Source organism: Acinetobacter pecorum (assembly GCF_014837015.1).
Classification (GTDB): Bacteria; Pseudomonadota; Gammaproteobacteria; order Pseudomonadales; family Moraxellaceae; genus Acinetobacter; species Acinetobacter pecorum.
Genome location: NZ_JACSPT010000006.1, coordinates 1 through 24,468, shown reverse-complemented (window position 1 = coordinate 24,468; position 24,468 = coordinate 1). Strand labels below are relative to the sequence as shown.

Genomic DNA, 24,468 nt, shown 5'->3' with positions numbered 1-24,468 from the left:
TATATAAATAATAATTTATAAATATTATTTTATGTAAATATATTGACATAAATTCAATCTCTTTCTATTTTAGATAAAACACACCGAATTAAAACACCAGCCGATTAAATTCAACAACAAAATAGCGTAGGGATGAGCAATGAAAGGATTAAAAGACAAGGTTGTGATTGTGACAGGCGGAGCAGGCGGAATTGGTTCAGCCACCTGCCGACGTCTGGCAGAGGAAGGCGCCAAAGTTGCCATTTTTGATATGAATCTGGAAGCGGCTGAAAAGCTGGCGAATAAAATCAATCAATACGGTCAGGCACTGGCAATTCAGTGTGATATTACCCAAAGTGATGTGGTTGAGCAGGCGGTTCAAAAAACTGAAACTGAACTCGGTCCAATTGATGGACTGGTCAACAATGCCGGCTGGGATATTTTTAAACCTTTTGTTAAAACCAATCCGCAGGAATGGGAAAAACTGATCCAGATTAATCTGGTCGGTATGTTGAATATGCATTTTGCAGTGCTGAAAGGCATGGTTGAACGCAATTCCGGCAGTATTGTCAATATTGCTTCTGACGCAGCCCGGGTCGGTTCTTCAGGTGAAGCAGTCTATGCGGCCTGTAAAGGCGGCTTGTTGTCTTTCTCTAAAACGCTGGCACGTGAACATTCACGTCATAACATCAAAATAAATGTGATTTGCCCGGGACCCACCGATACGGCTTTGCTTGCAGGCGTGACTGAAGGCGCGTCAAATCCGGAAAAATTACGTGAAGCCTTTATTCGTGCCATTCCACTGGGTCGCTTGGGTCAACCGGATGATTTGGCTTCTGCCATTGCCTTTTTCTTGAGTGATGACGCTAGCTTTATTACCGGGCAGGTACTCAGTGTCTCTGGCGGTTTAACCATGAACGGTTAAACGGACATCATCATTAAATCTCATAACAATCACAGTTCAACCAGATAGATAAAAACAGTACAGGATGTAAAGAAAATGAATTTTGAAGATATCTTATATGAAGTTAAAAACGGTGTTGCCTGGATCACGATTAACCGTCCAGAAAAAATGAATGCTTTCCGTGGTACCACTTGCGACGAACTGATCAAGGCATTGAATAAAGCAGGTTATGACCGTAACGTAGGCGCAATTGTACTGGCAGGCGCGGGTGAGAAAGCTTTCTGTACAGGTGGTGACCAGTCCGCGCATGATGGCAATTATGATGGCCGTGGAACGATTGGCTTGCCGATGGAAGAATTGCATACCGCCATCCGTGATGTACCTAAACCGGTAATTGCACGCGTACAAGGCTATGCCATTGGTGGTGGCAATGTGCTGGCAACTATTTGTGACCTGACCATCTGTTCAGATAAAGCGATTTTTGGCCAGGTTGGTCCGAAAATGGGATCGGTTGATCCGGGCTATGGCACGGCGTTTTTAGCACGCGTCGTCGGTGAAAAGAAAGCCCGTGAAATCTGGTATATGTGCCGCCGTTATTCTGGTCAGGAAGCTGTGGAAATGGGTTTGGCGAATAAATGCGTACCGGCCGATCAACTGGATGCCGAAGTGCAGGCCTGGGCTGAAGAAATCTGTCAGCGTAGTCCGACTGCCATTGCAATTGCCAAACGCAGTTTCAATATGGATACCGCGCATCAGGCAGGTATTGCGGGCATGGGGATGTATGCGCTGAAACTTTATTATGATACTGAAGAGTCTCGTGAGGGAGTCAATGCACTGAAAGAAAAACGTCAGCCTGAATTCCGTAAATATGCCAAATAAGGAGACTGATCCATGAAAAAGAATCCTTATATCACTGAAGAACTCGCGTTTCTGGCAGAAACGGCAGAAAAATTTGCCCAGAAATATATTGCTCCCGGTTTTCTGGAACGTGATCAAAGCCGAGTCTTTGACCGTGATCTGGTCAAAAAGATGGGCGAAATGGGCTTTATTGCACCTGAACTTCCGGAACAGTACGGCGGTCAGGGCATGGGCAGACTGGCTGCCGGAATTATCCATGAAGCGATTGCCAAGGCAGATTTAAGTTTCTCCTATATCAACCTGCTTGCTTCCCTAAATGGGCAGATTCTGGCCGAACATGGTCAGCCTGAAGTAGTTGAGCCTTGGCTGAAAAAACTCACTGCAGGCGAGGCTATCTTTTCAATAGCTTTGACCGAGCCGCGTGGTGGTTCAGATGCAGCGAATTTACGTTTAAAGATTGAACGTGATGGCGATGAATATGTCATTAATGGTGAAAAAACTTCGATTTCTGCGGCCGATCAGGCAGATGCTTCGGTGGTTTTTGGCCGCACTGGCGCCAATGAAGATGGTGCGCATGGCGTGACAGCGCTCTTGGTTCCGATGAATTTACCGGGCATCTGTACCACACGTTTTGACTGTCATGGTCAGCGCGCGATCGGTCGCGGTTCAATCTTTTTTGACAATGTTCGTGTGCCAGTCAATCACCGTCTAGGGGATGAAAACAAAGGTTTTGTGCAGGTGATGCAGGGCTTTGATTTTTCTCGTGCTCTGATCGGTTTACAGGTTTTGGCCGTTGCCCGGGTGAGTCTGGATGAAGCCTGGGAATATGCCGCGCAACGCGAAGCTTTTGGTCAGCCATTGACTGCTTTTCAGGGAGTTTCGCATCCACTCGCTGAATACGAAACTCAGGTTGAAGCTGCACGCTTACTTTGCCTGCAAACCTTATGGCTGAAAGACAATCATCTGCCCCATACCTCTGAAGCAGGCATGTGTAAATGGTGGGGGCCAAAACTGGCCTATGATGTAATTCATCAATGTCTGTTGACTTTTGGTCATGCCGGTTACGATCGCGGTGTGATGGAACAGCGGATGCGGGATGTACTCGGTTTCCAGATCGGTGATGGAACAGCACAAATCATGAAAACGATTATTGCGCGGCATAAGGCAGGACGTAAGGCTGTACCAGCTTAAGGAAAATAAGCACAGGCCTGAACTAAAATTATAATGAGGAGTAAGCGAATGGATTTCGATGCGGTTCTGATCCCGGCCAGAAAAGAGGCTATGCTTAAACAGGGACACTGGTTAAACCAGACAATACTCGATTTTTTACGCAGTGCCGTAGAAAAGAATCCGGGCAAAATAGCGTTGGTAAGCGTTAAGGTTGAGAATCAAACTGAACAGACTTTCAGCTATCAGCAGCTTTGGGACATGACCAATAACATTGCGCTGGGTCTGAAACAGCTGGGTGTAGCAAAAAATGACGTGGTGTCTTGCCAGCTACCGAACTGGTGGGAACTTACCTTGCTTTACCTGGCTTGTAGCCGTATCGGTGCCGTGCTCAATCCGCTTATGCCGATCTTCCGTGAACGTGAACTGGAATTCATGCTCAAACATGGTGAATCCAAAGTTTTTGTTGTACCGAAAATGTTCCGCAATTTTAATCATGAACAGCTGGCCAATCAGCTGCAAAACAAACTGGAAAGCTTGAAGCATGTAGTGGTGGTCAATGGTGAAGGCGAAAATAATTTTGATCGCCTGTTGCTCAATCATGGACTGGAACAAGATGCTTCAGCAGTTGCTGCGCTGGATGGACTGGAATCTGGCCCGGATGACATTACCCAACTGATCTTTACCTCAGGCACGACCGGTGAACCGAAAGGGGTGATGCATACCGCCAATACTTTATTTTCCAATATTGTGCCTTATGCGAAGCGGCTACATTTAACTGAAAATGATGTGGTGTTAATGGCGTCACCTATGGCGCACCAGACCGGTTTTATGTATGGCCTGATGATGCCAATTCAGCTGAATACCAAAGTGGTGTTACAGGATGTCTGGGACGTAGCCAAAGCCGTAGATTTGATTCATCAGCATCAGGTGAATTTCACCATGGCCTCGACCCCATTCTTGAATGACCTGTCCAATACCGTGGCGGAACAGCATGACAAGGTTGATTCACTGAAAATTTTCCTGTGTGCCGGCGCACCCATTCCAGGTCCATTGGTGCAAAAAGCCCGGGAAATTCTGGGTGTTAAAGTCATATCAGCCTGGGGTATGACTGAATGTGGTGCGGTGACGCTAACCCGACCTAAAGATGAAGATGAGCGCTCTTTCAATACTGATGGCATCGCTTTACCAGGTGTAGAAATCAAGATCGTGGATAAAAAAGGTCAGAGCAAAGCCCTGAATGAATCCGGTCGTTTGATGATCCGTACCTGTTCAAATTTTGGCGGATATCTAAAACGCCCCCATTTAAATGATACAGATGCCGAAGGTTGGTTCGATACTGGCGATATTGCCTATCAGGACGAGCAGGGCTATATCCGGATTTGTGGACGTAAGAAAGATGTGATTATTCGGGGCGGGGAAAATATTCCGGTCGCAGAAATTGAATCATTGCTGTATAAACATCCGAATATTGCAACAGTGGCTTTAGTGGCTTATGCAGATGAGCGAATGGGCGAGCGTGCCTGTGCAATCATCAAGCTGAAAGATCCGGCTCAACCTTTGAGCTTCAATGAACTGGTAGAGTTCCTGAAAACCCATAATCTGACTATGCAATATCTTCCAGAACGTTTGGAGATCTGGGCTGAAATTCCGATGACGCCATCCGGGAAAATCCAGAAATTTAAACTCAGAGAATTACTGGCTCAGCATATTGCCTCAACGGCAGTTGAAGCGAACTAAATCTGGGAATAAATAGATAAATTAAACCCTGAATAATATTGCCTTATTCAGGGTTTTTCTTGTTCAAAGAAAATGATTCTAAAGGTTTAATACAAACTTTAGAATCATGTCTACTTTAATAATTTTAATAAAGCTTCAGCCGTTGCAGCAGAAGAGGCGGGGTTTTGTCCAGTAATGAGCAGACCATCTTGTTGCACGTATACCTGCCAGTCCTCAGTTTTAGAATATTTCCCACCTTTTTCTTTCAGCATGTCTTCAACTAAAAACGGAACAATGTCTGTCAAACCCACGCCGTCTTCTTCGGTATTACTAAAACCGGTGACTGTCTTGCCTTCTACAATCGAACGGCCTTCGGCATCTTTCACATCACGCAGTACACCTGGTGCATGACAGACCAGCGCAACAGGTTTATCTGCCTGCAAGGTTTGCTCAATTAAAGAAATGGAATTCTGGTCTTTGGCCAGATCCCATAGTGGTCCATGACCACCCGGATAGAACACGGCATCAAAATCCTGATTTAAGACTTCACTCAACTTATGTGTATTGGCAAGAGCCTGCATGGCCACTTCATCTGCTTCAAAGCGTTTGGTGGTTTCGGTTTGCGCATCCGGCTCATTACTTTTCGGATCTAGTGGTGGCTGACCACCTGCAGGAGATGCCAAAACTACCTCTGCGCCTGCATCAACAAAGGTGTAATAGGGTGCAGCCAGTTCTTCCAGCCAGAAGCCGGTTTTTTTGCCAGTATCACCCAGCTGGTCATGTGAAGTCAGTACCATCAAGATTTTCATATTATTTTTCCTGTATCTCGTTAAACATCGTGAATAATCGACTGTTAATTTAACAAGTCACAAAGGTCAGGAGTGTTGTGATACGTTCATTTGCTGTATCGATACGTTGTTAATTCAGTTGATTTAACTTAAAGAGGTGACTCTATATACAGCACAGTTGTATTTAATATTCATCTGCCCATTAACAGGTCTTGCTGAAGATCAGCCTGCTTGCGCAGGAAATCCCAGACCAGTTTTATTTTTGGTTCATGTTGCAGATCGACCAGCGTTAGCATCCAGAAAGTGTGGGTAAAACTGAGCTGATGACCCAGCACCTCTTTCAGTTCACTTTTATCATTGACCAGAAATTTCGGCAAAATGGCCAGTCCAGCGCCTGCACGCACGGCAATTTCCTGCGCCAGAATGCTGTTACTGCGAAAACAGGCACTGACTTGCAGTGGAAGACGCTCTAGCGAATAGAGTGCAGTGCTATAGACCAGATCATCAATATAATCGACAAAACGGTGCTGCTGGAGGTCTTCCAGTTTTTTAATTTCCGGATTTTGCTGTAAATAATGCTGACTGCCATACAGTTTCAGGCAGTAATTGGTCAGTCGGGTAATGATATAAGGTCCAGATTTGGGCCGGTCAATCGCAATCACAATATCGGCTTCTCGATGTGAAAGTTTAATCGCCTTCGGCACCGGAATCAGGTCAATGGTCAGCAAAGGATAATGTTGGGAGAATTCTGCCAAAAGACGAGCTAAAAATGCTGTACCAAAACCTTCTGGTGCACCAATTCTGACCCGTCCCTGCAAGGGATTATGGCGCTTGTCAATCTGGATAAAGGACTGTTCCATCTGTTCGACCCGTGGCACCAGTGCCAGCCCTTCCGCAGTCAGTTCATAACCTGTCGCTTCACGCTTGAATAGTTGCGTACCTAGGGTATTTTCGAGGGCTTGAATCCGCCTTGCTACGGTACTGTGTTCCACTCCGATCAAGCGTGCGGCATTGGTGAGCGTTTTAGCACGTGCCAAAACCAGAAAAAAGCGTAAATGATCCCAATCTACTTTCATTTTCTATTTAACGTCCTGTTAAATCCCTGTGCATATTTGCACAACCATCGTGCATCAATTTCTATTGGTGGTCAAAGTGTTCTTTGTTAGTCTGCTAAAACAGCGCAAAAATTATACGTTAAATAAAAGCCATTAAAGGCTCACACAACGACAATAACAAACCAGCACGGAGCGATCATGAACGCTATTTCTCATCCCCAGCAAAGCACCGGATTCACCACCGCAAAACTCCTGATTAATGGTGAATTTGTCGAATCAAAAACCAGTCATTGGAAAGATATTGTCAATCCAGCGACGCAGGAAGTCTTGGGCCAGGTGCCTTTTGCTACTGCTGAAGAAGTCAATGCTGCGATTGCTGCCGCACAAAATGCCTTTGCTAGCTGGCGCCAAACCCCGATTCAGGCACGTATGCGGATTATGCTGAAGCTGCAGGATCTGATTCGAACCAATTTAAAAAGTATTGCCCAGGTCTTAACTGCAGAACAGGGCAAAACCCTGGCCGATGCTGAAGGCGATATCCAGCGCGGTCTGGAAGTGGTCGAGCATGCCTGTTCAATCGGTTCATTACAGATGGGTGAGTATATTGAGGGCGTGGCACGCGGTGTCGATACCTATACCTTGCAGCAACCACTGGGTGTCTGTGCAGGGATTACGCCGTTTAACTTCCCGGCGATGATTCCACTCTGGATGTTCCCAATGGCGATTGTCTGCGGCAATACCTTTGTCTTAAAGCCTTCTGAACAGGATCCATTGTCGACCATGATGCTGGTTGAACTGGCGATTCAGGCAGGTGTACCGGCGGGTGTGCTCAATGTGGTGCATGGCGGCAAAGAAGTGGTCGATCAATTGTGTACCCATCGCGATATCAAAGCGATTTCTTTTGTCGGTTCGACCGCAGTCGGCACGCATGTCTATAACCTCGCGGGCCAGCACGGAAAACGTGTGCAGTCGATGATGGGCGCCAAAAACCATGTGGTGGTGATGCCAGATGCGAATAAAGAACAAACCTTAAATGCCTTGGTCGGTGCAGCTTTTGGCGCAGCAGGTCAACGTTGTATGGCACTTTCCGTGGCGGTAATGGTCGGTGAGACCAAGCACTGGGTCGATGAACTGGTCAATAAAACCAAAACCTTAAAGGTAAATGCCGGGCATGAACCGAATACCGATGTTGGACCAGTGATTTCAACCCGTGCCAAATCGCGTGTCATCGATTTAATTAACAGTGGTGTTGAACAGGGTGCTGAAATGCTGCTGGATGGCCGTGATGTGCAGGTTCCAGGCTATGAACAGGGTAATTTTGTCGGACCAACGATTTTTAATCAGGTCACGACCGATATGCGCATTTATAAAGAAGAAGTATTTGGTCCGGTACTGGCCATCATGCATGTCGATACTTTAGAGCAGGCGATTGCACTGATTAATGCCAATCCGTTTGGTAATGGCGTTGGACTGTTTACCCAAAATGGCAATACGGCACGTACCTTCCAGAACCAGATTGATATCGGTCAGGTGGGCATTAACATTCCAATTCCTGTACCTGTGCCTTTCTTCAGTTTTACCGGTTCACGCGGTTCAAAACTGGGGGATCTAGGTCCTTATGGCAAACAGGCGGTGCAGTTCTATACCCAGACCAAAACCATCACCAGCCGCTGGTTTGAAGATGATCAGGAAAATAGTGGTGTGAATACCACAATCAGTCTGCGTTAAGGAGCATCAGTATGAAGATTGCATTTATCGGTTTAGGCAACATGGGTGGTCCGATGGCGCAGAATCTGCTCAAGGCGGGTCATCAGGTTTTTGGTTATGACTTAAGTGCAGTGGCTTTACAGCATTTTTCAGAAGCGGGCGGTGTAGTCTGCGACAGTCCACAAGCTGCCGCGAAGCAGGCGGAGATCGTGGTCAGTATGTTGCCCGCAGCCAAGCATGTGCGTGAAGTCTATTTAGGTGAAAATGGTATTTTAGAGGTACTTCAATCGGGCAGTTTGTGTATCGACAGCAGCACCATTGACCCGCAAACCATTCAGGACATTGCTGCAGCAGCTCAGTCCAAACAGATTCGCGTCTGTGATGCGCCGGTATCCGGCGGCACTTTAGGTGCCAAAGATGGCACTTTAACCTTTATGGTCGGTGCAGATGATGCCACCTTTGAGGCCGTCAAACCGGTTCTCGGTTGTATGGGTAAAAATCTGGTGCATTGTGGGGCGGTGGGAACAGGACAGGTAGCAAAAATCTGTAATAACCTGATTCTGGGCATTTCCATGACTGCTGTTGCAGAAGGAATGGCGCTCGGAGCCAAACTGGGTATTGATCCACAGGCCTTGGCTGGCGTGATTAACAGTTCCACTGGACGTTGCTGGAGTTCTGAAATTTATAATCCATGGCCAGATATCTGTGCCAATGCACCGTCATCGCGGGGTTATACCGACGGTTTTGCCGCACAATTGATGCTCAAAGATTTAGGTTTGGCGGTCGATGCAGCGCAACAGGTGGATCAACCGGTGGTTCTGGGCAGCATGGTACAGAAACTCTATCAACAACTGTGTCAGGAAGGTGATGCCCATCTGGACTTCTCCAGCATCATGCATCAATACACCATGCCACCTGCTTAAAACCTAAAATATTCAGATGGAGCAAGGATTCGCTTCAATAACTACACACCTTGTCATTAATAACGATAAATTCAGGCTGAGGTTTAACATGTTAGATTATCAAACAACGGTTCAAGACTTTGATTTAAATACGGTTGCAAGCCAGTTTCTCTCCGGTTCAATGCAGGCAGTGAATGCCTGTTATGAGTGTTGCGACCGTCATGCCAATTCCGATGCCATTGCCTTGTACTGGCATGGTAAAGATGGCAGAAAAGAACAATATAGCTTTGCCGAACTCAAAAAATATTCCAGCCAGTTTGCCAATTTTCTTAAGTCTCAAGGCATTGGTAAAGGTGATCGTGTTTCCGGATTATTACCGCGTACCCCGGAGCTGATCATTATCATTTTAGCGACCTGGCGGATTGGTGCGGTCTATCAACCGTTATTTACTGCCTTTGGTCCCAAAGCCATTGAGCATCGCATTCAGCTGGCGCAAAGTAAGCTGGTGGTGACTGATCTGGCGAATCGGGACAAATTATCCGAGATCAGCAACTGTCCACCGATTGTGACGGTGCATGCCGAAACCGAGGCAGAACGCTATCCACACGACCTAAGCTTCTGGACGGTATTAAACCGTCAGGCTGAAGCTTGTGAGCTGGAAATCCTGAATGTTGATGATCCATTTTTATTGATGTTTACCTCGGGCACCACTGGACCAGCGAAACCGCTTAAAGTCCCGTTAAAAGCGCTGATTGCTTTTGCAAGCTATATGCAAAATGCCATTGGTCTGACTCCTGAAGATGCTTTCTGGAATATTGCCGATCCCGGCTGGGCCTACGGGTTGTATTACGCGATTACTGGCCCCTTAATACTTGGACACTCGACCTTGTTTTATGAAGGCGGTTTTAATGCGGAAAGTGTCTGCGACATTGTTAAGGAATATGGCATTACCAATCTGGCTGGTGCACCGACCGCTTACCGCATGATGATGGCAGCCGATCCTGCTCAAATGGCAAAACTGCGCGGCCAGTTACGGGTCGTCAGCAGTGCCGGTGAACCGTTAAATCCGGAAGTGATCCGCTGGTTTAAAGAGGTACTGGATGTGCCGATTTATGACCATTATGGCCAGACTGAAGTCGGGATGGTGGTGTGTAATCATCATGCCCTGGAACATCCGGTCCGTTCAGGTTCGGCAGGCTTTGCCAGCCCGGGTTACCGGATTACCGTTGTCGATGAACAGGGGCATGAATTAGCAGCTGACGTCCCGGGCATCCTGGCAGTGGATATCAGCCAATCGCCGATGATGTGGTTCTCTGGTTATGAAGAAAGCCGTAAATCTCCATTTGTCGGACAGTATTATTTAACTGGGGATACCGCAGAGATTCATGCTGATGGCAGTATGAGCTTTGTCGGGCGTAGTGATGATGTCATTACAACGTCAGGTTATAGGGTCGGCCCATTTGATGTGGAAAGTGCCTTGCTAGAACATGATGCCGTGATTGAAGCAGCAGTCATTGGTGTGCCTGATCCCGAGCGTACCGAAGTGATTAAAGCTTTTGTGATTCTGGCGAATAATTTTTCAGCTTCGACCCATCTGGAAGAAGAGCTGGGTCAATTTGTGAAAAAGCGTTTGTCTGCGCATGCCTATCCGCGCTTGATTGAATTTGTGACCGAATTGCCAAAAACCCCAAGCGGTAAAATTCAACGCTTTTTACTGCGCAATCAGGAAATCAACAAGCAGCAAGCCAAGACTGCATAACAGCCAAAGCCAACAGATTGAATAAGAAGATTAAATAAAGAGATTGAAGGAAGCATCGATGCAACTAACGGAAGAGCAACAACTGATTCAGGATATGGCCAAAAGCTTCGCCCAGGAACAGATTAAACCCTTTGCCGGCGAGTGGGATCAAAAAGGTATCTTTCCCAAAGATGCATTGGCCCAAATGGGAGAGCTGGGTTTTTTAGGTATGCTGATTCCCGAGGAATGGGGCGGCTCGGGTACAGGTACACTGGCTTATGTTCTGGCCTTAGAAGAAGTCGCTGCGGCCGATGGTGCAACATCCGCGATTATGAGCGTACATAACTCGGTGGGTTGTGTGCCGATTTTCAAGTTCGGCACAGAAGAGCAAAAGCAGCAATTTTTAAAGCCTTTGGCTCAAGGTGAAATGATTGGGGCCTTTGCGCTGACCGAACCGCATACAGGATCGGATGCTGCCGCGATTAAAACCCGAGCGGTCAAGGAGGGCGATCATTACATTCTGAATGGCGCCAAACAGTTCATTACCTCAGGCCACAATGCCGGGATGATTATTGTGTTTGCTGTGACTGATCCAGCTGCGGGCAAAAAAGGCATGAGTGCATTTTTAGTGCCGCGAGACACACTTGGCTATGAAGTGATCCGGGTCGAAGAAAAACTGGGCCTGCATGCTTCGGATACCTGTCAGATTGCCTTAACCGATGTCCGCATTCATGAAAGTTTAAGACTCGGTGCCGAAGGTGAAGGTTTAAAAATTGCCTTGGCCAATCTGGAAGGTGGACGGATCGGCATTGCGGCACAGGCTGTGGGTTTGGCGCGTGCCGCATTGGAAGAAGCAACGGCCTATGCGCATGACCGCGTGGCTTTTGGCAAACCGATTTTTGAACAGCAGGCGATTTCCTTCAGGCTGGCCAGTATGGCGACTGAAATTGAAGCGGCACGGCAACTGGTGCATTTTGCAGCACGCAAAAAAGAAGCCGGTGAAGCCTGTTTAACCGAAGCCTCCATGGCCAAGCTATTTGCTTCAGAAATGGCAGAACGGGTCTGTTCCAGAGCGCTGCAGATTTTTGGCGGCTACGGTTATCTTAAAGATTTTCCGATTGAGCGGATTTATCGCGATGCGCGGATTTGTCAGATTTATGAAGGCACCAGCGATATTCAGCGCCTGGTGATTGCACGCAGCCTCTAATTTTAAAAGGACTTATTTCATGCAGTGGCAAACGATTTTATTAGAACAACGTAATGGTGTCGGGCTGATTACTTTAAACCGTCCGCAAGCATTAAATGCACTGAATAACCAGCTGATTTTTGAAATGAATCAGGCACTGGATCAACTGGAAAAAGATCCGGCAATTGGCTGTATTGTGATTGCCGGTTCGGAAAAAGCTTTTGCTGCCGGTGCCGATATTAAGGAAATGGCAGATCTGAATTTTCCACAAATTTATCTGGATGATTTTTTCAGTCTGGCCGATCGAATTGCCCAGCGCCGTAAACCTTTAATTGCCGCAGTGAGTGGCTATGCCTTGGGTGGTGGTTGTGAGCTGGCATTGATGTGCGACTTTATTTACTGCGCCGACAATGCAAAATTTGGTTTGCCTGAAGTCACCTTAGGCGTGTTGCCGGGCATTGGCGGTACCCAGCGTTTAACCTTGGCGATTGGTAAGGCCAAAGCCATGGAAATGTGCCTGACGGCACGGCAGATGGGGGCGCAGGAAGCGGAACAAAGTGGTTTGGTGGCTCGGGTATTTGCCAAGGAAGAATTGCTGGAACAAACCCTGCAAGCTGCCGAAAAAATTGCTGAAAAGTCGCTTACTGCCGTGATGATGATTAAAGAATCAATTAATCGGGCCTTTGAAGTGAGCCTGGCTGAAGGCCTGCGCTTTGAACGCCGGGTATTCCATTCCATTTTTGCAGGTTCCGATCAAAAGGAAGGCATGCAAGCCTTTGTGGAAAAACGGCCAGCCAAATTTACCCATCAATAAGAAATTCATACCAGGAACAAAAATAATGAGTGATGAAAATAATTTAGCGATTCGGGTCGCAGGAGGTCTGGGCATCATCAGCCTGGACCGCACCAGCCATTTAAATGCCTTAACCTTGCCAATGATCCAGGGCATTCAGGCGCAACTCAATCAGTGGCGCCATGAGCCAGAAGTGCAAGCCATCCTGATCAATTCCAACAGTCCCAAGGCGTTCTGTGCCGGAGGAGACATCCGTTATCTGTATGACAGCTATCAGGCCGGCAATACCCGGTATCAGGATTTTTTTGCCACTGAATATAAGATGCTGAGCACCTTGCGTAATTTCCCAAAGGCCGTGATCGTGATGATGGATGGCTATGTACTGGGAGGCGGCTTTGGACTGGCTGAGGCCTGTCATATCAAGGTCGCCAGTGAAAAATCACGTTTTGCCATGCCAGAAACGGCGATTGGTTTTTTCCCTGATGTCGGTGCAACCCATTTTCTGTCCCGACTAGATGAAGTCGGTGTCTATATGGCATTGACCGGGGAACAGATCAGTAGCAGTGATGCGCTGTATCTGGATCTGGTGGATTATCATGTGCCGAGTGAGCGTTTTGCTGAATTGGAAGCGGCATTGATTGCAGCGCCGGTATTAAACCCGATTGAGATTCAAAAGATCATTAGTTCCTATATTACGCATCCTGTAGAAAGCGAGCTGCAAAAACGTGCAGATCTGATTAATCAGCATTTTGGCTATCCAAACCTCGAGGAGATTGAACAGAGTCTTGCACATGCAAGTAGTGTAACTGATCAGGAATGGGCCAATAAAATGCTGGCAATTTTGCAGCAGCGTCCGGTCATGGCCAAGCAAACCAGCCTGAAGTTACAGCAAGCCGGACAGAATTTGTCGCTAGAAAAATGCATGCAGTTAGAACGCGACTTGCAAGATGTCTGGTTAGAGCAGGGCGACTTTATTGAAGGGGTTCGTGCGCTGATTATTGATAAGGACAAAAATCCGCAGTGGCGAACTGAGAATGCAGAATTTGAACAAACACTGGAAAAGCTCTGGCCAGCATGGACTCAGCAGCGTATTGAAAACATTACTTAAAGCTGATGGCAAAAGACTCTCTATAATTAAATTATAAAGAGTCTTTATATGTATCTTATCGCATCATCAGTATGAATTCTGATTAATGAGAGGTTTTCTTTTTCTTGCCGCCACCGTCTTGTTTATTGACTGTTGACCAAGCGATACGTTCGGCTTCTTCTTCAGAATGCCCACGCTCTTTTTCGCTTTCTTCAATATGTTCGGCCTGCCGTTTCTGCTTATCGGTATAGGCTGATTTGTCACCTCTAGGCATCTTGATATCCTCCTCAGGTTTGGCTGAAATTACTATAACAAGGGCTGGTTTCTATAAAGGTAAGTATTCGTTTGACTTATTTTATAAAAGATTTCTTAAGAATAGATGGGCCTGAAATCAAGGAGATGAAGATAACGGTCAGCTAGAACCATTATCTTCTTTACTTGATTAGCCGTTAATAATACTGCCGCCATTCACATGAATCACCTGACCTGAAATATAACTGGCTTCTTCACTGGCCAGGAATAAATAGGCTGGTGCCACTTCACTTGGCTGCCCCATACGACCCATTGGGGTCTGTTTACCGAAATCCTCAAGTTGCTCTTCGTCAAAGCTGCTTGGAATTAACGGTGTCCAGATTGGGCCAGGTGCGACACCATTAACCCGAATCCCGGTTTTATTTTTCAACAAATTGGTAGATAAACTACGGGTGAAGGATGTAATAGCACCTTTCGTACTTGCATAGTCAATTAACTGGTCATGTCCATGATAACTGGTGATACTGGTAGTATTGATGATGCTATCACCGGCTTGCATATGGGGAATCACTGCCTGAGCCAGATAAAACATGGATAGAATATTCACGTTGAAAGTTTTAAATAATTGTTCAGGTGAAATATCGGTAATACTTTCTTGCGGATACTGAACCCCTGCATTATTGACCAGAATATTAATGGTTTTAAATTCCTGTAGGGTCTGTTCAACCATTTTCCTGATTTCTTCTTGATCCTGTAAGTCACATTTAATTAGCAGGCATCGTCGCCCTTCATTTTCCACCATTGTTTTAGTGTCCAGCGCATCGCGATCTTCATCCAGATAACAAATAGCGATATCAGCACCTTCACGGGCAAATAGGACCGATACAGAGCGGCCAATCCCGCTATCACCACCGGTAATCAAGGCAACCTTGCCTTTTAGTTTTTCGCTGCCTTTATATTGCGGTTTTATCACTTCCGGTGTAGGATTCATTTCATTTTGTGCACCCGGCTGATGGTCTTGTTTTTCACTTGAAGCTGGGCTTTCAGGATAATGATTCATATCTTTTCCAATTCCAATGATTTTAGCCATATGAGAACAAAATATATTAGTGGCTTTTGGAAAAAATAAGATTGTATTCAACATTTCATAACAGAATGTATTCGAGATTTATCAATTATTCATCCAGATTATCATTGGTCTAATAACTTAATTACATTAAATAAAGATATATAAATATTATGAGAGGAGATACGTTTTATTTGATGTCGATCCATTGCCCGTACAACTTCAGGCAAATCATGATCGACTTCTTATGGGTAATCCTCTGTAGCTTATCTCTTATGCGTTGCATAGATAATAAAAAGTGCAAAAATAAAAGTCTTTATTGAAACCAGACTGAATAAAATACATTTTCCATAATAATTTTCTTTGATATTTAAATGAAAGTTATACTAATTATTTTAATAAGATGGAATATTTTAAAATAGAAGAATCCTAAAGAATAATAATCTTAAAAATAAATAATAGTCGTGTATTAAATTGATATTATTTTTATGAATAAAATTGATATTTATAAGTAAAAATTACAATTACACCTACTATTACAATTAAAAATAAATTCTAAAGTAAATATATTACTTTTAGAGTGCTGAAAATTTATGATAGGGAAAAATCTTAACCTCATAAAGTTATATGACAATGTATTAATACGAGGTATCTCATGCAAAACTCTCTAATAGATTTAACAGGAAAAGTGGCTTTGGTTACGGGAGGGGCGGCAGGGATTGGCCATGCCTGTGCTCTTACTCTTGCTCAGGCGGGAGCTAAAGTCATGATTGCGGATTTAAATCAGGAGAAGGCTAAACAGGCTGCTCAAGAAATCCATGAAAAAACAGGAGGTGAAGTCCAGTGTGTAGCCTGTAATATTCTGGAAGATGATGACCTCGTAAACGCCGTAGAAACCACCCGAAATACTTTTGGAGCTATCCATATATTAGTAAATAATGCGGGCGGTGGAGGTGGTGGCCGGGAATCACCTTCAAAAATTACAGTTGACGACTTTATCAGAGACTTCAAATTAAATGTATTTGCAGCCTGGCGACTTTGCCAACTGGTTGTTCCTTATATGAATGAAGCCGGATATGGCTCAATCGTCAATATTACCTCAATGAGTTCCATTAATAAAAGCCCAGCCATGAGTGGCTATGCCTCTTCAAAAGCTGCCCTTAATCATATGGGCGCTAACTTGGCCCATGATTTTGGGCCTATCGTCAGAATTAATGCCGTTGGGCCAGGAGCAGTACGTACTGCTGCATTAGCAAAAGTACTTACGCCGGAAATTGAAAAAAAAATGTTAGCTCATACTCCTTTACAACGACTGGGTGAAGCTGAAGATATTGCAAACGCAGTATTATTTTTTGCTTCTCCAATGTCTTCCTGGGTTTCTGGGCAAACATTGTTTGTAAATGGTGGGGGAGAGCAAACTCTTGACTAATTTTTAAAATATAAAATTATTATAGTATTTTAATGATTTATTTTATAAAGATTGGCTGAGATGTTATTTTCAGGCTTAAGATAAACGGACTGATTGATCATTTTTAATGAAAATTCAGTCTATATTTTAAAGCCATCAGATCAGACATAAACTTTTTGATTTTTATACTATTTTAATAATACCAGTCCTTGATTTTTTATTGAAATTTTAGCGACTATTCAAAATTAATACTTCAGGATAAATATTTATTTATCAGATTTTATCCTGACCACAATATACGAGAAAAAAATATGAACACCGAAGTATTGGGATATGCCGCACATTCATCACAAAGCCCTTTAGTACCTTTTAAGTTTGAACGCCGAACGCCACGTGAAGATGATGTGGTGATCAAAATTGAATATTGTGGTGTCTGTCATTCCGATTTACATCAGGTTAGAAATGACTGGGGATTTAGTTTTTATCCCATAGTTCCAGGTCATGAAATAGTAGGACGCATCATATCGACGGGTTCTGGAGCTAAAAAATATAAAGAGGGTGATCTGGTAGGAATTGGCTGTATGGTCGATTCATGTCGTACCTGTTCAGCCTGTCATTCAGGATTAGAACAGTATTGTGAACAAGGAAATATTCAGACCTATGGCAGCCTGGATCGTTATGACCAGCAGCCTACTTATGGCGGTTACTCACAAATAATTGTTTGTAGTGAAGATTTTGTATTGAAAGTACCTGAAAATCTGGATACTAAAGCTGTGCCTCCACTTCTGTGTGCAGGCATTACCACCTGGTCACCTTTACGTCACTGGAATATTGGCAAGGGCAGTAAAGTAGCGGTTGTGGGCTTAGGTGGTTTGGGACATATGGCAATTAAGCTGGCCAATGCCTTGGGCGCAGATGTGACCTTATTTACCCGTTCAGTCAATAAAGAGGGGGATGCAAAAAAATTAGGTGCCCATCAGGTAGTGCTATCAACAGATGAAGCTCAAATGAATTCCGTCGCGAATCAGTTTGATTTAATTATAGATACGGTACCTTACAACCATGACTTGGAGTCATATATTCCAACATTAACCTTAGATGGAACCATTGTTCTGGTGGGATATCTAGGAGAGATTAGTGCAAATTCAGTTCCACTGATTATGGGAAGAAGATCAATTGCCGGTTCAGTAATTGGTGGCATTAAGGAAACTCAGGAGTTACTGGATTTCTGTGGGGAGCATAATATTGTTGCTGATGTGGAAATGATTGAAATGCGCAATATCAATGAAGCTTTTGAACGCATGTTAAAGAGTGATGTGAAATACCGTTTTGTGATCGATATAAAAACTTTAGTCGAAAATTAATTCTGGTTTTCTGCTCTATATCCTCTTATGTGCGAACAACCTTATCAAGGTTTGACTTGTAATCCTTACGTGTATATAGGATAGTTTGAAAAGACATCCAAAAATAATTGGATGCTCTTTTTATTCCTGAAGCATATAAAACAGGTAGATTAATAGTGACGGACTATTAAGCAATCAAAAAATATATTGTCTATATACATCTCTTTAAGCCATTTTTAAGATTCAAATTATAAGCTGAAACATCTTAAAGTCTTTGAGCCATGGATTATGCTGAAGCTATTTTCCCATTCTTCTTTTTTTAGTCAACAACCGAAAAAGTCGATCAGTCTTTTAGGTTTTAACGTGTTGCTGGCTATTTGGTTGGGATTGATCCTAAACTTTGCTTTCTATCAGAAAATCCATGAATTTACGCCTTATACCAATCTAAAAGCAGGTCTGTTACTGGCTGCCACGGCACTGATCATTATTGCGTTTTACAATCTGATATTACAGTGGCTGAACTGGAAATGGAATGCCAAAATACTGGCCAGTGTCCTGATCATTATAGGTGGTTTTAGTGCTTATTTTGTCAATAGTCTAGGGGTCGTTATCACGCCTGACCAGATCCAGAATATGCTGCAAACCGATGCCCGTGAAGTTCGAGATCTCTGGTCAATGCGATTAGTCATCTGGACATTGGTGTTTGTGATTTTTCCCCTCTGCGTTGTGTGGATGCTGAAAATTAAGCCTGCATCGCTTGGACATCAGCTAGTACATAAGAGCCTGAGCAGTGTGCTCTCAGCTGGCTTGATTCTGGGATTGTTATACTGTTTTTATGTCGATTATGCAGCGATCTTCCGAGAACATCGCGATCTGAAAGGCATGCTTTCGCCACAAAACAGCATTGCGTCTACTTTGTCTTATTATAAAAAGAAAGCACCTAAAGCAAATTTGCCTTTGGCGGTTTTCGGCGAAGATGCACATCTGTTACAGCAGGCCCAAATGCAGGATCATCCTAAATTGATGGTGCTAGTTGTGGGAGAAACTGCACGTGCTGAGAGTTTCGCTTTAAATGGCTATGCGCGCAATACCAATCCTGAACTGAGCAAGTTATCGGTAATTAATTTCAATCAGGTCAGCTCCTGTGGAACTGCAACAGCCGTTTCAGTCCCTTGTATGTTTTCGGGCATGTCACGTAAAACCTATGATGAACAGCTAGCCAGCCACCGAGAAGGTCTGCTGGATATTGCGCAGCGGGCCGGTTATCAGGTGACCTGGATTGATAATAATTCGGGCTGTAAAGGTGCCTGTGACCGGGTACAAAAATACCAGATTCCGGCACAACTGAAACAGAAGTGGTGTGATGCCGGTGGTGAATGTTTTGATGAAATCCTAGTGGATAGCCTGAAAGATTATCTGGCACATCTGGATAAAAACAACCCGACCCCACAATTAATTGTACTGCATCAGATGGGTAGTCATGGCCCCGCATATTACAAGCGTTCCAAAGCGCCATATCAGCCATTTCAACCGACCTGTAATACCAATGCTATTCAGGGCTGTAGTACAGAAGAATTAAAGAATAGCTATGATAATTCGATTGTATATACAGACCATGTTCTTGCCCAGATCATTGAAACTTTAAAGCAGCAGACTCAATATCAGACCGGTTTCTGGTACCTGTCTGATCATGGAGAATCCACCGGAGAGCATGGTTTATACCTGCATGGTGCTCCTTATAGCATGGCGCCCACTCAGCAAACCCATATCCCAATGCTGATGTGGTTTTCCGATACCTGGCAACAGTACAATGCCCGGCAGCTAAGCTGTTTAAAAACACAGACCGGACAGGCACGCAGTCACGACCATCTTTTCCCCAGCTTATTAAGTATGCTGGATATAAAAACGCAAGTGATTGAAGCTAAAAATGATATGCTTGCACAATGCTCATCATCATTAAAAAACAGAGCTTGAAATGCATAAAATACTGATTATTGAAGATGACTTTATGATTGCCGAGTCGACTGAAACATTGCTTAAACTGCATCAGTTTGAGGTGTACTGGGTCAATAATGGGATTGAGGGTTTAAAACAGTTACAGCAGCAGGTCTACGATATTGTCCTGCTCGATTTAGGCTTGCCGATGATGGATGGCATGCTGGTGCTAAAGAATATCCGGCAGAAGTTTCCTAATTTACCGGTACTGATTATCTCCGCTCGGGATCAATTACAAAACCGGGTAGATGGGCTGAATCAGGGAGCAGATGATTACTTGATTAAACCCTATGAGTTTGAGGAACTGCTGGCCCGTATTCATGCCTTAATGCGACGTGCCGGCTTCAAAAATACTGGCACACATATCGATAAGAAGTTAGCACACAGTGGGCTGGAGCTGGACCTGGAACAGCACATCGCATGCTTTAATGATGAACCGATCGAGTTGTCTAATCGGGAATGGTCTATTCTCACTGCACTGCTCATGCATCCTAGCAAAATTTTTTCTAAAAACGATTTAGAAGACAAGCTTTATGATTTTGATAGTGATGTCAGCAGTAATACGGTAGAGGTCTATATTCATCATCTGCGGGCAAAACTAGGAAAAGACTTCATCCGCACCATACGTGGGCTAGGGTATCGCTTAGGATGAGCGCCATGCAAAAACGTTATTCCTTGCAAAAACGTCTGGTTATTTATATTTCATTATTTAGCCTGGTATTAGGCTGTGTGCTGATCTTTGCAGCCTACCGGATTGCACTCGAAGAAATTAATGAAGTACTGGATAAACAGATGCAAAGTCTGGCAGAGCGCATTGCAGAAAATCATCCGCAGCCCCTGCAGAGTCAAATCGATCTGGCAAAACAGTACGGTGAAGAAGATTTATTTGTAGATATCTGGTCCTATACAGATACAGCCACTTCCTTGCATCCTCACAATGTTCTGGTTGCACCGGTCAGGAAAGCAGGTTTCTACAAGCATCAAACGCCGTATGGAACCTGGTTAACTTATATTATTCCTGGTAAGCAATTACAGATTCAGGTGAGCCAGCAGCAAAATGTCCGGCAGGAACTTGCTCTGGAACTGGCAGCCAATATGTTTCTTCCCTATGTGCTTTTTTTACCTTTTGCATTATTCGGTTTAGGCTGGATGATCCGGAAAAATTTTCAGCCTCTTAATGATTTTAGAACTGAATTGGCCAGCCGCAAGGCACAAGATTTAAAGCCGATTGCAATGAAAGATTATCCCCTGGAGCTGGAACCGACCATTCAGGAAATGAATCACCTGTTCGGTCGAATTTCTCTGGCCCAACAGGAACAACGTCAATTTGTGGCGGACTCTGCACATGAGTTACGTACGCCACTCACGGCCTTGAATTTACAGCTACAAATTTTGCTACAGCAATTTCCGCAAAGTAAGTCTATCCATAACTTGAGCCAAGGCATTTTGCGCATGCAGCATCTGGTTAACCAGTTATTAAGTCTGGCCAAACAGGATGTAAGCGAAGGTTTAAGTGAGCCGGTTCAATTGCTGTCACTGAATCAGATGACTGTCACTTGTATCGAAGAACTGATTCAACTGGCATTGCAGAAAGAGATAGATTTAGGGGTGGAGCAGCAGCAGGAACTGTTGATTCAGGGCCAGGCTTCGGCCTTGCATTCAATTATTTATAACCTGATCGATAATGCGATTAAATATAGTCCGAAGGATGGCGTAATTAACATATCGATTTTCCAGCAAGGCCAGCAGGCAGTTTTACAGATCGAAGATAGCGGAACCGGGATTGATACGACTCAATTCAATCAGATTCGGCAACGCTTCTACCGGATACATAATCATGCAGAAATTGGCAGTGGTTTGGGTTTGTCTATTGTAGATAAAGCCACCGAACGCCTAGGTGGAACGCTCGAATTTTCCCGAAGTCTCAATCTGGGTGGCCTTTGTGTACAGGTCAAGTTTCCTTTAGCCGAAGCCTAATGAGATAGGCTTCGGATTATTTTGGCGTTGAGGCTGTTTGATTTAACATGCTAAAGAACAGTTTCTTCTATGTCTAATTTGTGGCTAAACAGCACATAGCCGATAACATTCAGGCACCAGATAATCCAGCCAGTCCAAAGGTTATGACTCAGGAAATGCGCTCCACGCATCATTTGTGCCCAGCCCATGGCTAATCCTAAAATTACTGCAGCGATCAGAAAGAAATAAGCCCGCTTGGGATTAGACATACGATAAACAAAATAGCCAGCCACCAAGGCAAAACCGCTAGAGGCATGCCCCCCAGGAAAACAGTGGCCAGCAGTAGCACTAAAATCCCATAAAATACCATCATAAGTGGGAATAACCATATTCCACGGACAGGCATGGGCCGACTGGGATTTTAAAATTCCGATCGAGGCTGTGGTCACTGCCACCATGCTAAAGAAATAGCCAAATTCCCAGCGGCGTGTATGCCAGTTCTGCCATTTTAGTGATACCTGCCAGCCCAGAAATAATAGGATATACACCAGAATCAGCATGTCTTTAACATAACGGTGATTAAGTTCTGCCAGCGCCCAGTGTTGTCGCAGGGGAAATTGACCGTGATCATCGATAAAGGGGTAGATAAGCTGTAAATCAAGCACTCCTCCAATATCAAAGAAGTTCAAAAGAACCAAAAAACTGAATATCAAAAGTAAGGTTTGGGTCAATAAAAACCGGGAACGGTCAGTGATCATTTTTAATGGCCCATTTCAGGCAGTAGCAGGCGCAGTGGTCAAATCGAATGACCAGCCAAAATGATGCCCCAAGTCACTGTAATTAGACTGAGTGCTACAAACTGGGCAGCACTGCCCATGTCCTTGGCATTTTTAGACAGCTCATGCCGTTCCATGGAAATACGGTCTACCACAGCTTCTATGGCTGAGTTAATCAGTTCAATGATCAGTGCCAATAGACAAACAGCCACCATGAGTGCTTGCTCAGCTGGACTAACCGAAATCCAAAAGCTTAATGGAATCAAAATAAGGTTGATGAGCAGGATTTGCCGAAAGGCGGCCTCATTTTGAAAGGCTGTTTTAAAACCAGCAAGGGAATAACGTGCTGCATTCAAAATACGCAGGATTCCCGAGGTACCTTTATAAGGTGATCGGTAGGAGGACATAGAACAGATTCGGTCAATCAGAGATGAAGTAAAGCATAAATTTCCAAGCTTAAAACTCTCTTAAAAAATCCAAGGCCTTATAGAATTTTTATACATGGTGTTTACATTTTTTTGCGCGAAATTAAGCGATTTTTAAGCTTGGACTTTTATATTAAGAATGAAGTGAGATGTCGTGTTGATATAGTTCCCCTAGAGTAGCAGGTCGCCAATTCTTTTAGGCACCTGCTTTTTTTTAGCTTAAATAAATTATGAGTAAAAAAATTGGCAATAAACAGCTAGCATAAAGCCCCCGGACGAGCCTGTTCAAAACAGCGTTACGTGCGGACTCCGTAAATCTGAATAAATCAATGTGCCATGAAGTCTAGACCAGTGAGAGCTAGAGTTTAAGAATTGACAGCCAAATTGAACGATTTGTTGCTGTGATCAATTGAGTGATATTAATCACACTTTCTTATAAGTCAGTGATCGGATTTATGAAATTTAGGGGTGATTATCTTGTTAAAAAGTGATCTAATCAGTCTCATAATAACAATAAATAATTATAAAAAATCAGAGGTAGGGAAGATTTAACTCTCTAATTCTTGAACATAAAAAGAATTAAAATAAAGAATTAGAGAGTTATGCTTTTCTTGACAGATGAGTCCGAGGCTATACCAGGAACCGAAAATTTTAAGTTATTCCGCTTTAGACTGTGATTGAGATTCCGAGTTAGAGTCTGCTTTAGAGTCTGCTTTAGAGTCATCTAACATCTTTTGTTCATTAGACTTACGCCCAATTGGAATTTGACGTGACATATTTTCTTCATCAATGTTGCGTTTCAAGTCTATGGTTAGTAAACCATTTTCATAATTGGCCTGTTGTACTTCCATATTATCATCTAAACGCAGCGATAGTTTGAATGACCGCTTAGAGATTCCTTTATGTAAAAATTCAACCGTAGATTCTGAGCTTTCTTCTTCAACATTCCCAGTTATAACCAATAATTGATTTTCTACATTAATTTGAAGCTGATCTTCATTGAATCCTGCCGTAGCAACAGAAATGCGATAATCATTTTCTCCTACCTTTTCAACATTATAATAGGGATAATTAGGCGTAACTGTTTGCAGGGCATAGTCGAATAAATCATTGAAACGATCAAAACCCATGCTTCTGCGTAATAGTGGTGAAAGATTTGAATTGCTCATCAAAAGTTCTCCAAAAAAATATTAGAACCAGTATTTTTATACTGATATTCATAGATTTAATAAATACAGATAGAAAGCAACATCTAAAAATATTAGATTGCCTTTAATTAATATAGGGTAATAATATTTATACTCAATAATTTTAATGTTTAATAAAACATAATTTTGTGATAAATCTTATTAAATAAGATTTAT

At 43.8% G+C, this 24,468-nt stretch carries 22 protein-coding genes; 15 read left to right on the top strand and 7 right to left on the bottom strand.

All coding sequences use genetic code 11. The features are described from left to right. Nucleotides 1-139 precede the first annotated feature (139 nt). The 4 genes from badH (at nucleotide 140) to aliA (ending at nucleotide 4,648) form a co-directional block, all read left to right on the top strand. Nucleotides 140-904, top strand: coding sequence for a 2-hydroxycyclohexanecarboxyl-CoA dehydrogenase (badH, locus tag H9629_RS06085; protein ID WP_064101544.1), 765 nt, complete (start codon nucleotides 140-142; stop codon nucleotides 902-904). Between the two features lie 75 nt (nucleotides 905-979). Further along, a complete protein-coding gene (badI, locus tag H9629_RS06080) occupies nucleotides 980-1,762 on the top strand; it encodes a 2-ketocyclohexanecarboxyl-CoA hydrolase (protein ID WP_101162355.1) in 783 nt (260 codons plus the stop codon). Between the two features lie 12 nt (nucleotides 1,763-1,774). Continuing rightward, a complete protein-coding gene (aliB, locus tag H9629_RS06075) occupies nucleotides 1,775-2,932 on the top strand; it encodes a cyclohexanecarboxyl-CoA dehydrogenase (protein WP_191730721.1) in 1,158 nt (385 codons plus the stop codon). Nucleotides 2,933-2,980: 48 nt separating this feature from the next. Then, on the top strand, nucleotides 2,981-4,648 hold the full coding sequence (gene aliA, locus H9629_RS06070) for a cyclohexanecarboxylate-CoA ligase (protein ID WP_191730720.1): 1,668 nt from the start codon (nucleotides 2,981-2,983) through the stop codon (nucleotides 4,646-4,648). A 110-nt stretch (nucleotides 4,649-4,758) separates the two neighbouring features. Here aliA and H9629_RS06065 read toward each other — a convergent pair whose 3' ends face one another. Beyond that, nucleotides 4,759-5,436, bottom strand: a complete 678-nt coding sequence (locus H9629_RS06065) for a type 1 glutamine amidotransferase domain-containing protein (RefSeq protein ID WP_064101540.1) — start codon at nucleotides 5,434-5,436, stop codon at nucleotides 4,759-4,761. A gap of 170 nt (nucleotides 5,437-5,606) precedes the next feature. Next, complete coding sequence (locus tag H9629_RS06060) at nucleotides 5,607-6,491, bottom strand: LysR family transcriptional regulator (protein WP_064101539.1); 885 nt, start codon at nucleotides 6,489-6,491, stop codon at nucleotides 5,607-5,609. 177 nt (nucleotides 6,492-6,668) lie between these two features. Between H9629_RS06060 and H9629_RS06055 the strand changes: the two genes are divergently transcribed. The 6 genes from H9629_RS06055 (at nucleotide 6,669) to H9629_RS06030 (ending at nucleotide 13,904) form a co-directional block, all read left to right on the top strand. Further along, nucleotides 6,669-8,198, top strand: a complete 1,530-nt coding sequence (locus H9629_RS06055) for a CoA-acylating methylmalonate-semialdehyde dehydrogenase (RefSeq protein ID WP_064101538.1) — start codon at nucleotides 6,669-6,671, stop codon at nucleotides 8,196-8,198. A gap of 11 nt (nucleotides 8,199-8,209) precedes the next feature. After that, complete coding sequence (mmsB, locus tag H9629_RS06050; RefSeq protein ID WP_064096793.1) at nucleotides 8,210-9,100, top strand: 3-hydroxyisobutyrate dehydrogenase; 891 nt, start codon at nucleotides 8,210-8,212, stop codon at nucleotides 9,098-9,100. An 88-nt stretch (nucleotides 9,101-9,188) separates the two neighbouring features. After that, nucleotides 9,189-10,838: an AMP-binding protein gene (locus H9629_RS06045; protein ID WP_191730719.1), complete on the top strand. Its 1,650-nt coding sequence runs from the start codon at nucleotides 9,189-9,191 to the stop codon at nucleotides 10,836-10,838. 58 nt (nucleotides 10,839-10,896) lie between these two features. Continuing rightward, nucleotides 10,897-12,024, top strand: coding sequence for an acyl-CoA dehydrogenase family protein (locus H9629_RS06040; protein ID WP_064096795.1), 1,128 nt, complete (start codon nucleotides 10,897-10,899; stop codon nucleotides 12,022-12,024). A gap of 19 nt (nucleotides 12,025-12,043) precedes the next feature. Next, the gene (locus tag H9629_RS06035) at nucleotides 12,044-12,817 is read left to right on the top strand and encodes an enoyl-CoA hydratase (protein WP_064096796.1); all 774 of its coding nucleotides are present in this window, start codon (nucleotides 12,044-12,046) and stop codon (nucleotides 12,815-12,817) included. Nucleotides 12,818-12,842: 25 nt separating this feature from the next. Further along, entirely contained in the window at nucleotides 12,843-13,904 is a 1,062-nt protein-coding gene (locus H9629_RS06030) for an enoyl-CoA hydratase/isomerase family protein (RefSeq protein WP_064096797.1), read from the top strand. Between the two features lie 82 nt (nucleotides 13,905-13,986). On the opposite strand, the gene H9629_RS06025 is transcribed toward H9629_RS06030, so the two are convergent. Together H9629_RS06025 and H9629_RS06020 are read right to left on the bottom strand one after the other, a co-directional pair. After that, a complete protein-coding gene (locus H9629_RS06025) occupies nucleotides 13,987-14,157 on the bottom strand; it encodes a hypothetical protein (protein ID WP_004280276.1) in 171 nt (56 codons plus the stop codon). Between the two features lie 168 nt (nucleotides 14,158-14,325). Further along, nucleotides 14,326-15,195: an SDR family oxidoreductase gene (locus H9629_RS06020; protein WP_191730718.1), complete on the bottom strand. Its 870-nt coding sequence runs from the start codon at nucleotides 15,193-15,195 to the stop codon at nucleotides 14,326-14,328. A 661-nt stretch (nucleotides 15,196-15,856) separates the two neighbouring features. On the opposite strand from H9629_RS06020, the gene H9629_RS06015 reads away from it, so the two are divergent. From H9629_RS06015 to H9629_RS05995, 5 genes are all read left to right on the top strand, one after another. Further along, complete coding sequence (locus tag H9629_RS06015; RefSeq protein ID WP_064096798.1) at nucleotides 15,857-16,630, top strand: glucose 1-dehydrogenase; 774 nt, start codon at nucleotides 15,857-15,859, stop codon at nucleotides 16,628-16,630. 290 nt (nucleotides 16,631-16,920) lie between these two features. Then, entirely contained in the window at nucleotides 16,921-17,973 is a 1,053-nt protein-coding gene (locus H9629_RS06010) for an NAD(P)-dependent alcohol dehydrogenase (protein WP_064096799.1), read from the top strand. A gap of 267 nt (nucleotides 17,974-18,240) precedes the next feature. After that, nucleotides 18,241-19,926, top strand: coding sequence for a phosphoethanolamine transferase (locus H9629_RS06005; RefSeq protein ID WP_191730717.1), 1,686 nt, complete (start codon nucleotides 18,241-18,243; stop codon nucleotides 19,924-19,926). A gap of 1 nt (nucleotide 19,927) precedes the next feature. Continuing rightward, a complete protein-coding gene (locus tag H9629_RS06000; RefSeq protein ID WP_191730716.1) occupies nucleotides 19,928-20,599 on the top strand; it encodes a response regulator transcription factor in 672 nt (223 codons plus the stop codon). 5 nt (nucleotides 20,600-20,604) lie between these two features. Further along, nucleotides 20,605-21,924: an ATP-binding protein gene (locus tag H9629_RS05995; protein WP_191730715.1), complete on the top strand. Its 1,320-nt coding sequence runs from the start codon at nucleotides 20,605-20,607 to the stop codon at nucleotides 21,922-21,924. Nucleotides 21,925-21,974: 50 nt separating this feature from the next. Here the strand turns inward: H9629_RS05995 and H9629_RS05990 are convergent, their stop codons facing one another. The 3 genes from H9629_RS05990 to H9629_RS05980 form a co-directional block, all read right to left on the bottom strand. Beyond that, nucleotides 21,975-22,661 (bottom strand): phosphatase PAP2 family protein, encoded by a 687-nt coding sequence (locus H9629_RS05990; RefSeq protein ID WP_144723729.1) that lies wholly within the window; start codon nucleotides 22,659-22,661, stop codon nucleotides 21,975-21,977. A 38-nt stretch (nucleotides 22,662-22,699) separates the two neighbouring features. Beyond that, entirely contained in the window at nucleotides 22,700-23,086 is a 387-nt protein-coding gene (locus H9629_RS05985) for a diacylglycerol kinase (RefSeq protein WP_064096803.1), read from the bottom strand. Nucleotides 23,087-23,760: 674 nt separating this feature from the next. Next, nucleotides 23,761-24,273 (bottom strand): Hsp20 family protein, encoded by a 513-nt coding sequence (locus H9629_RS05980; protein WP_191730714.1) that lies wholly within the window; start codon nucleotides 24,271-24,273, stop codon nucleotides 23,761-23,763. Between the last annotated feature and the right edge of the window lie 195 nt (nucleotides 24,274-24,468).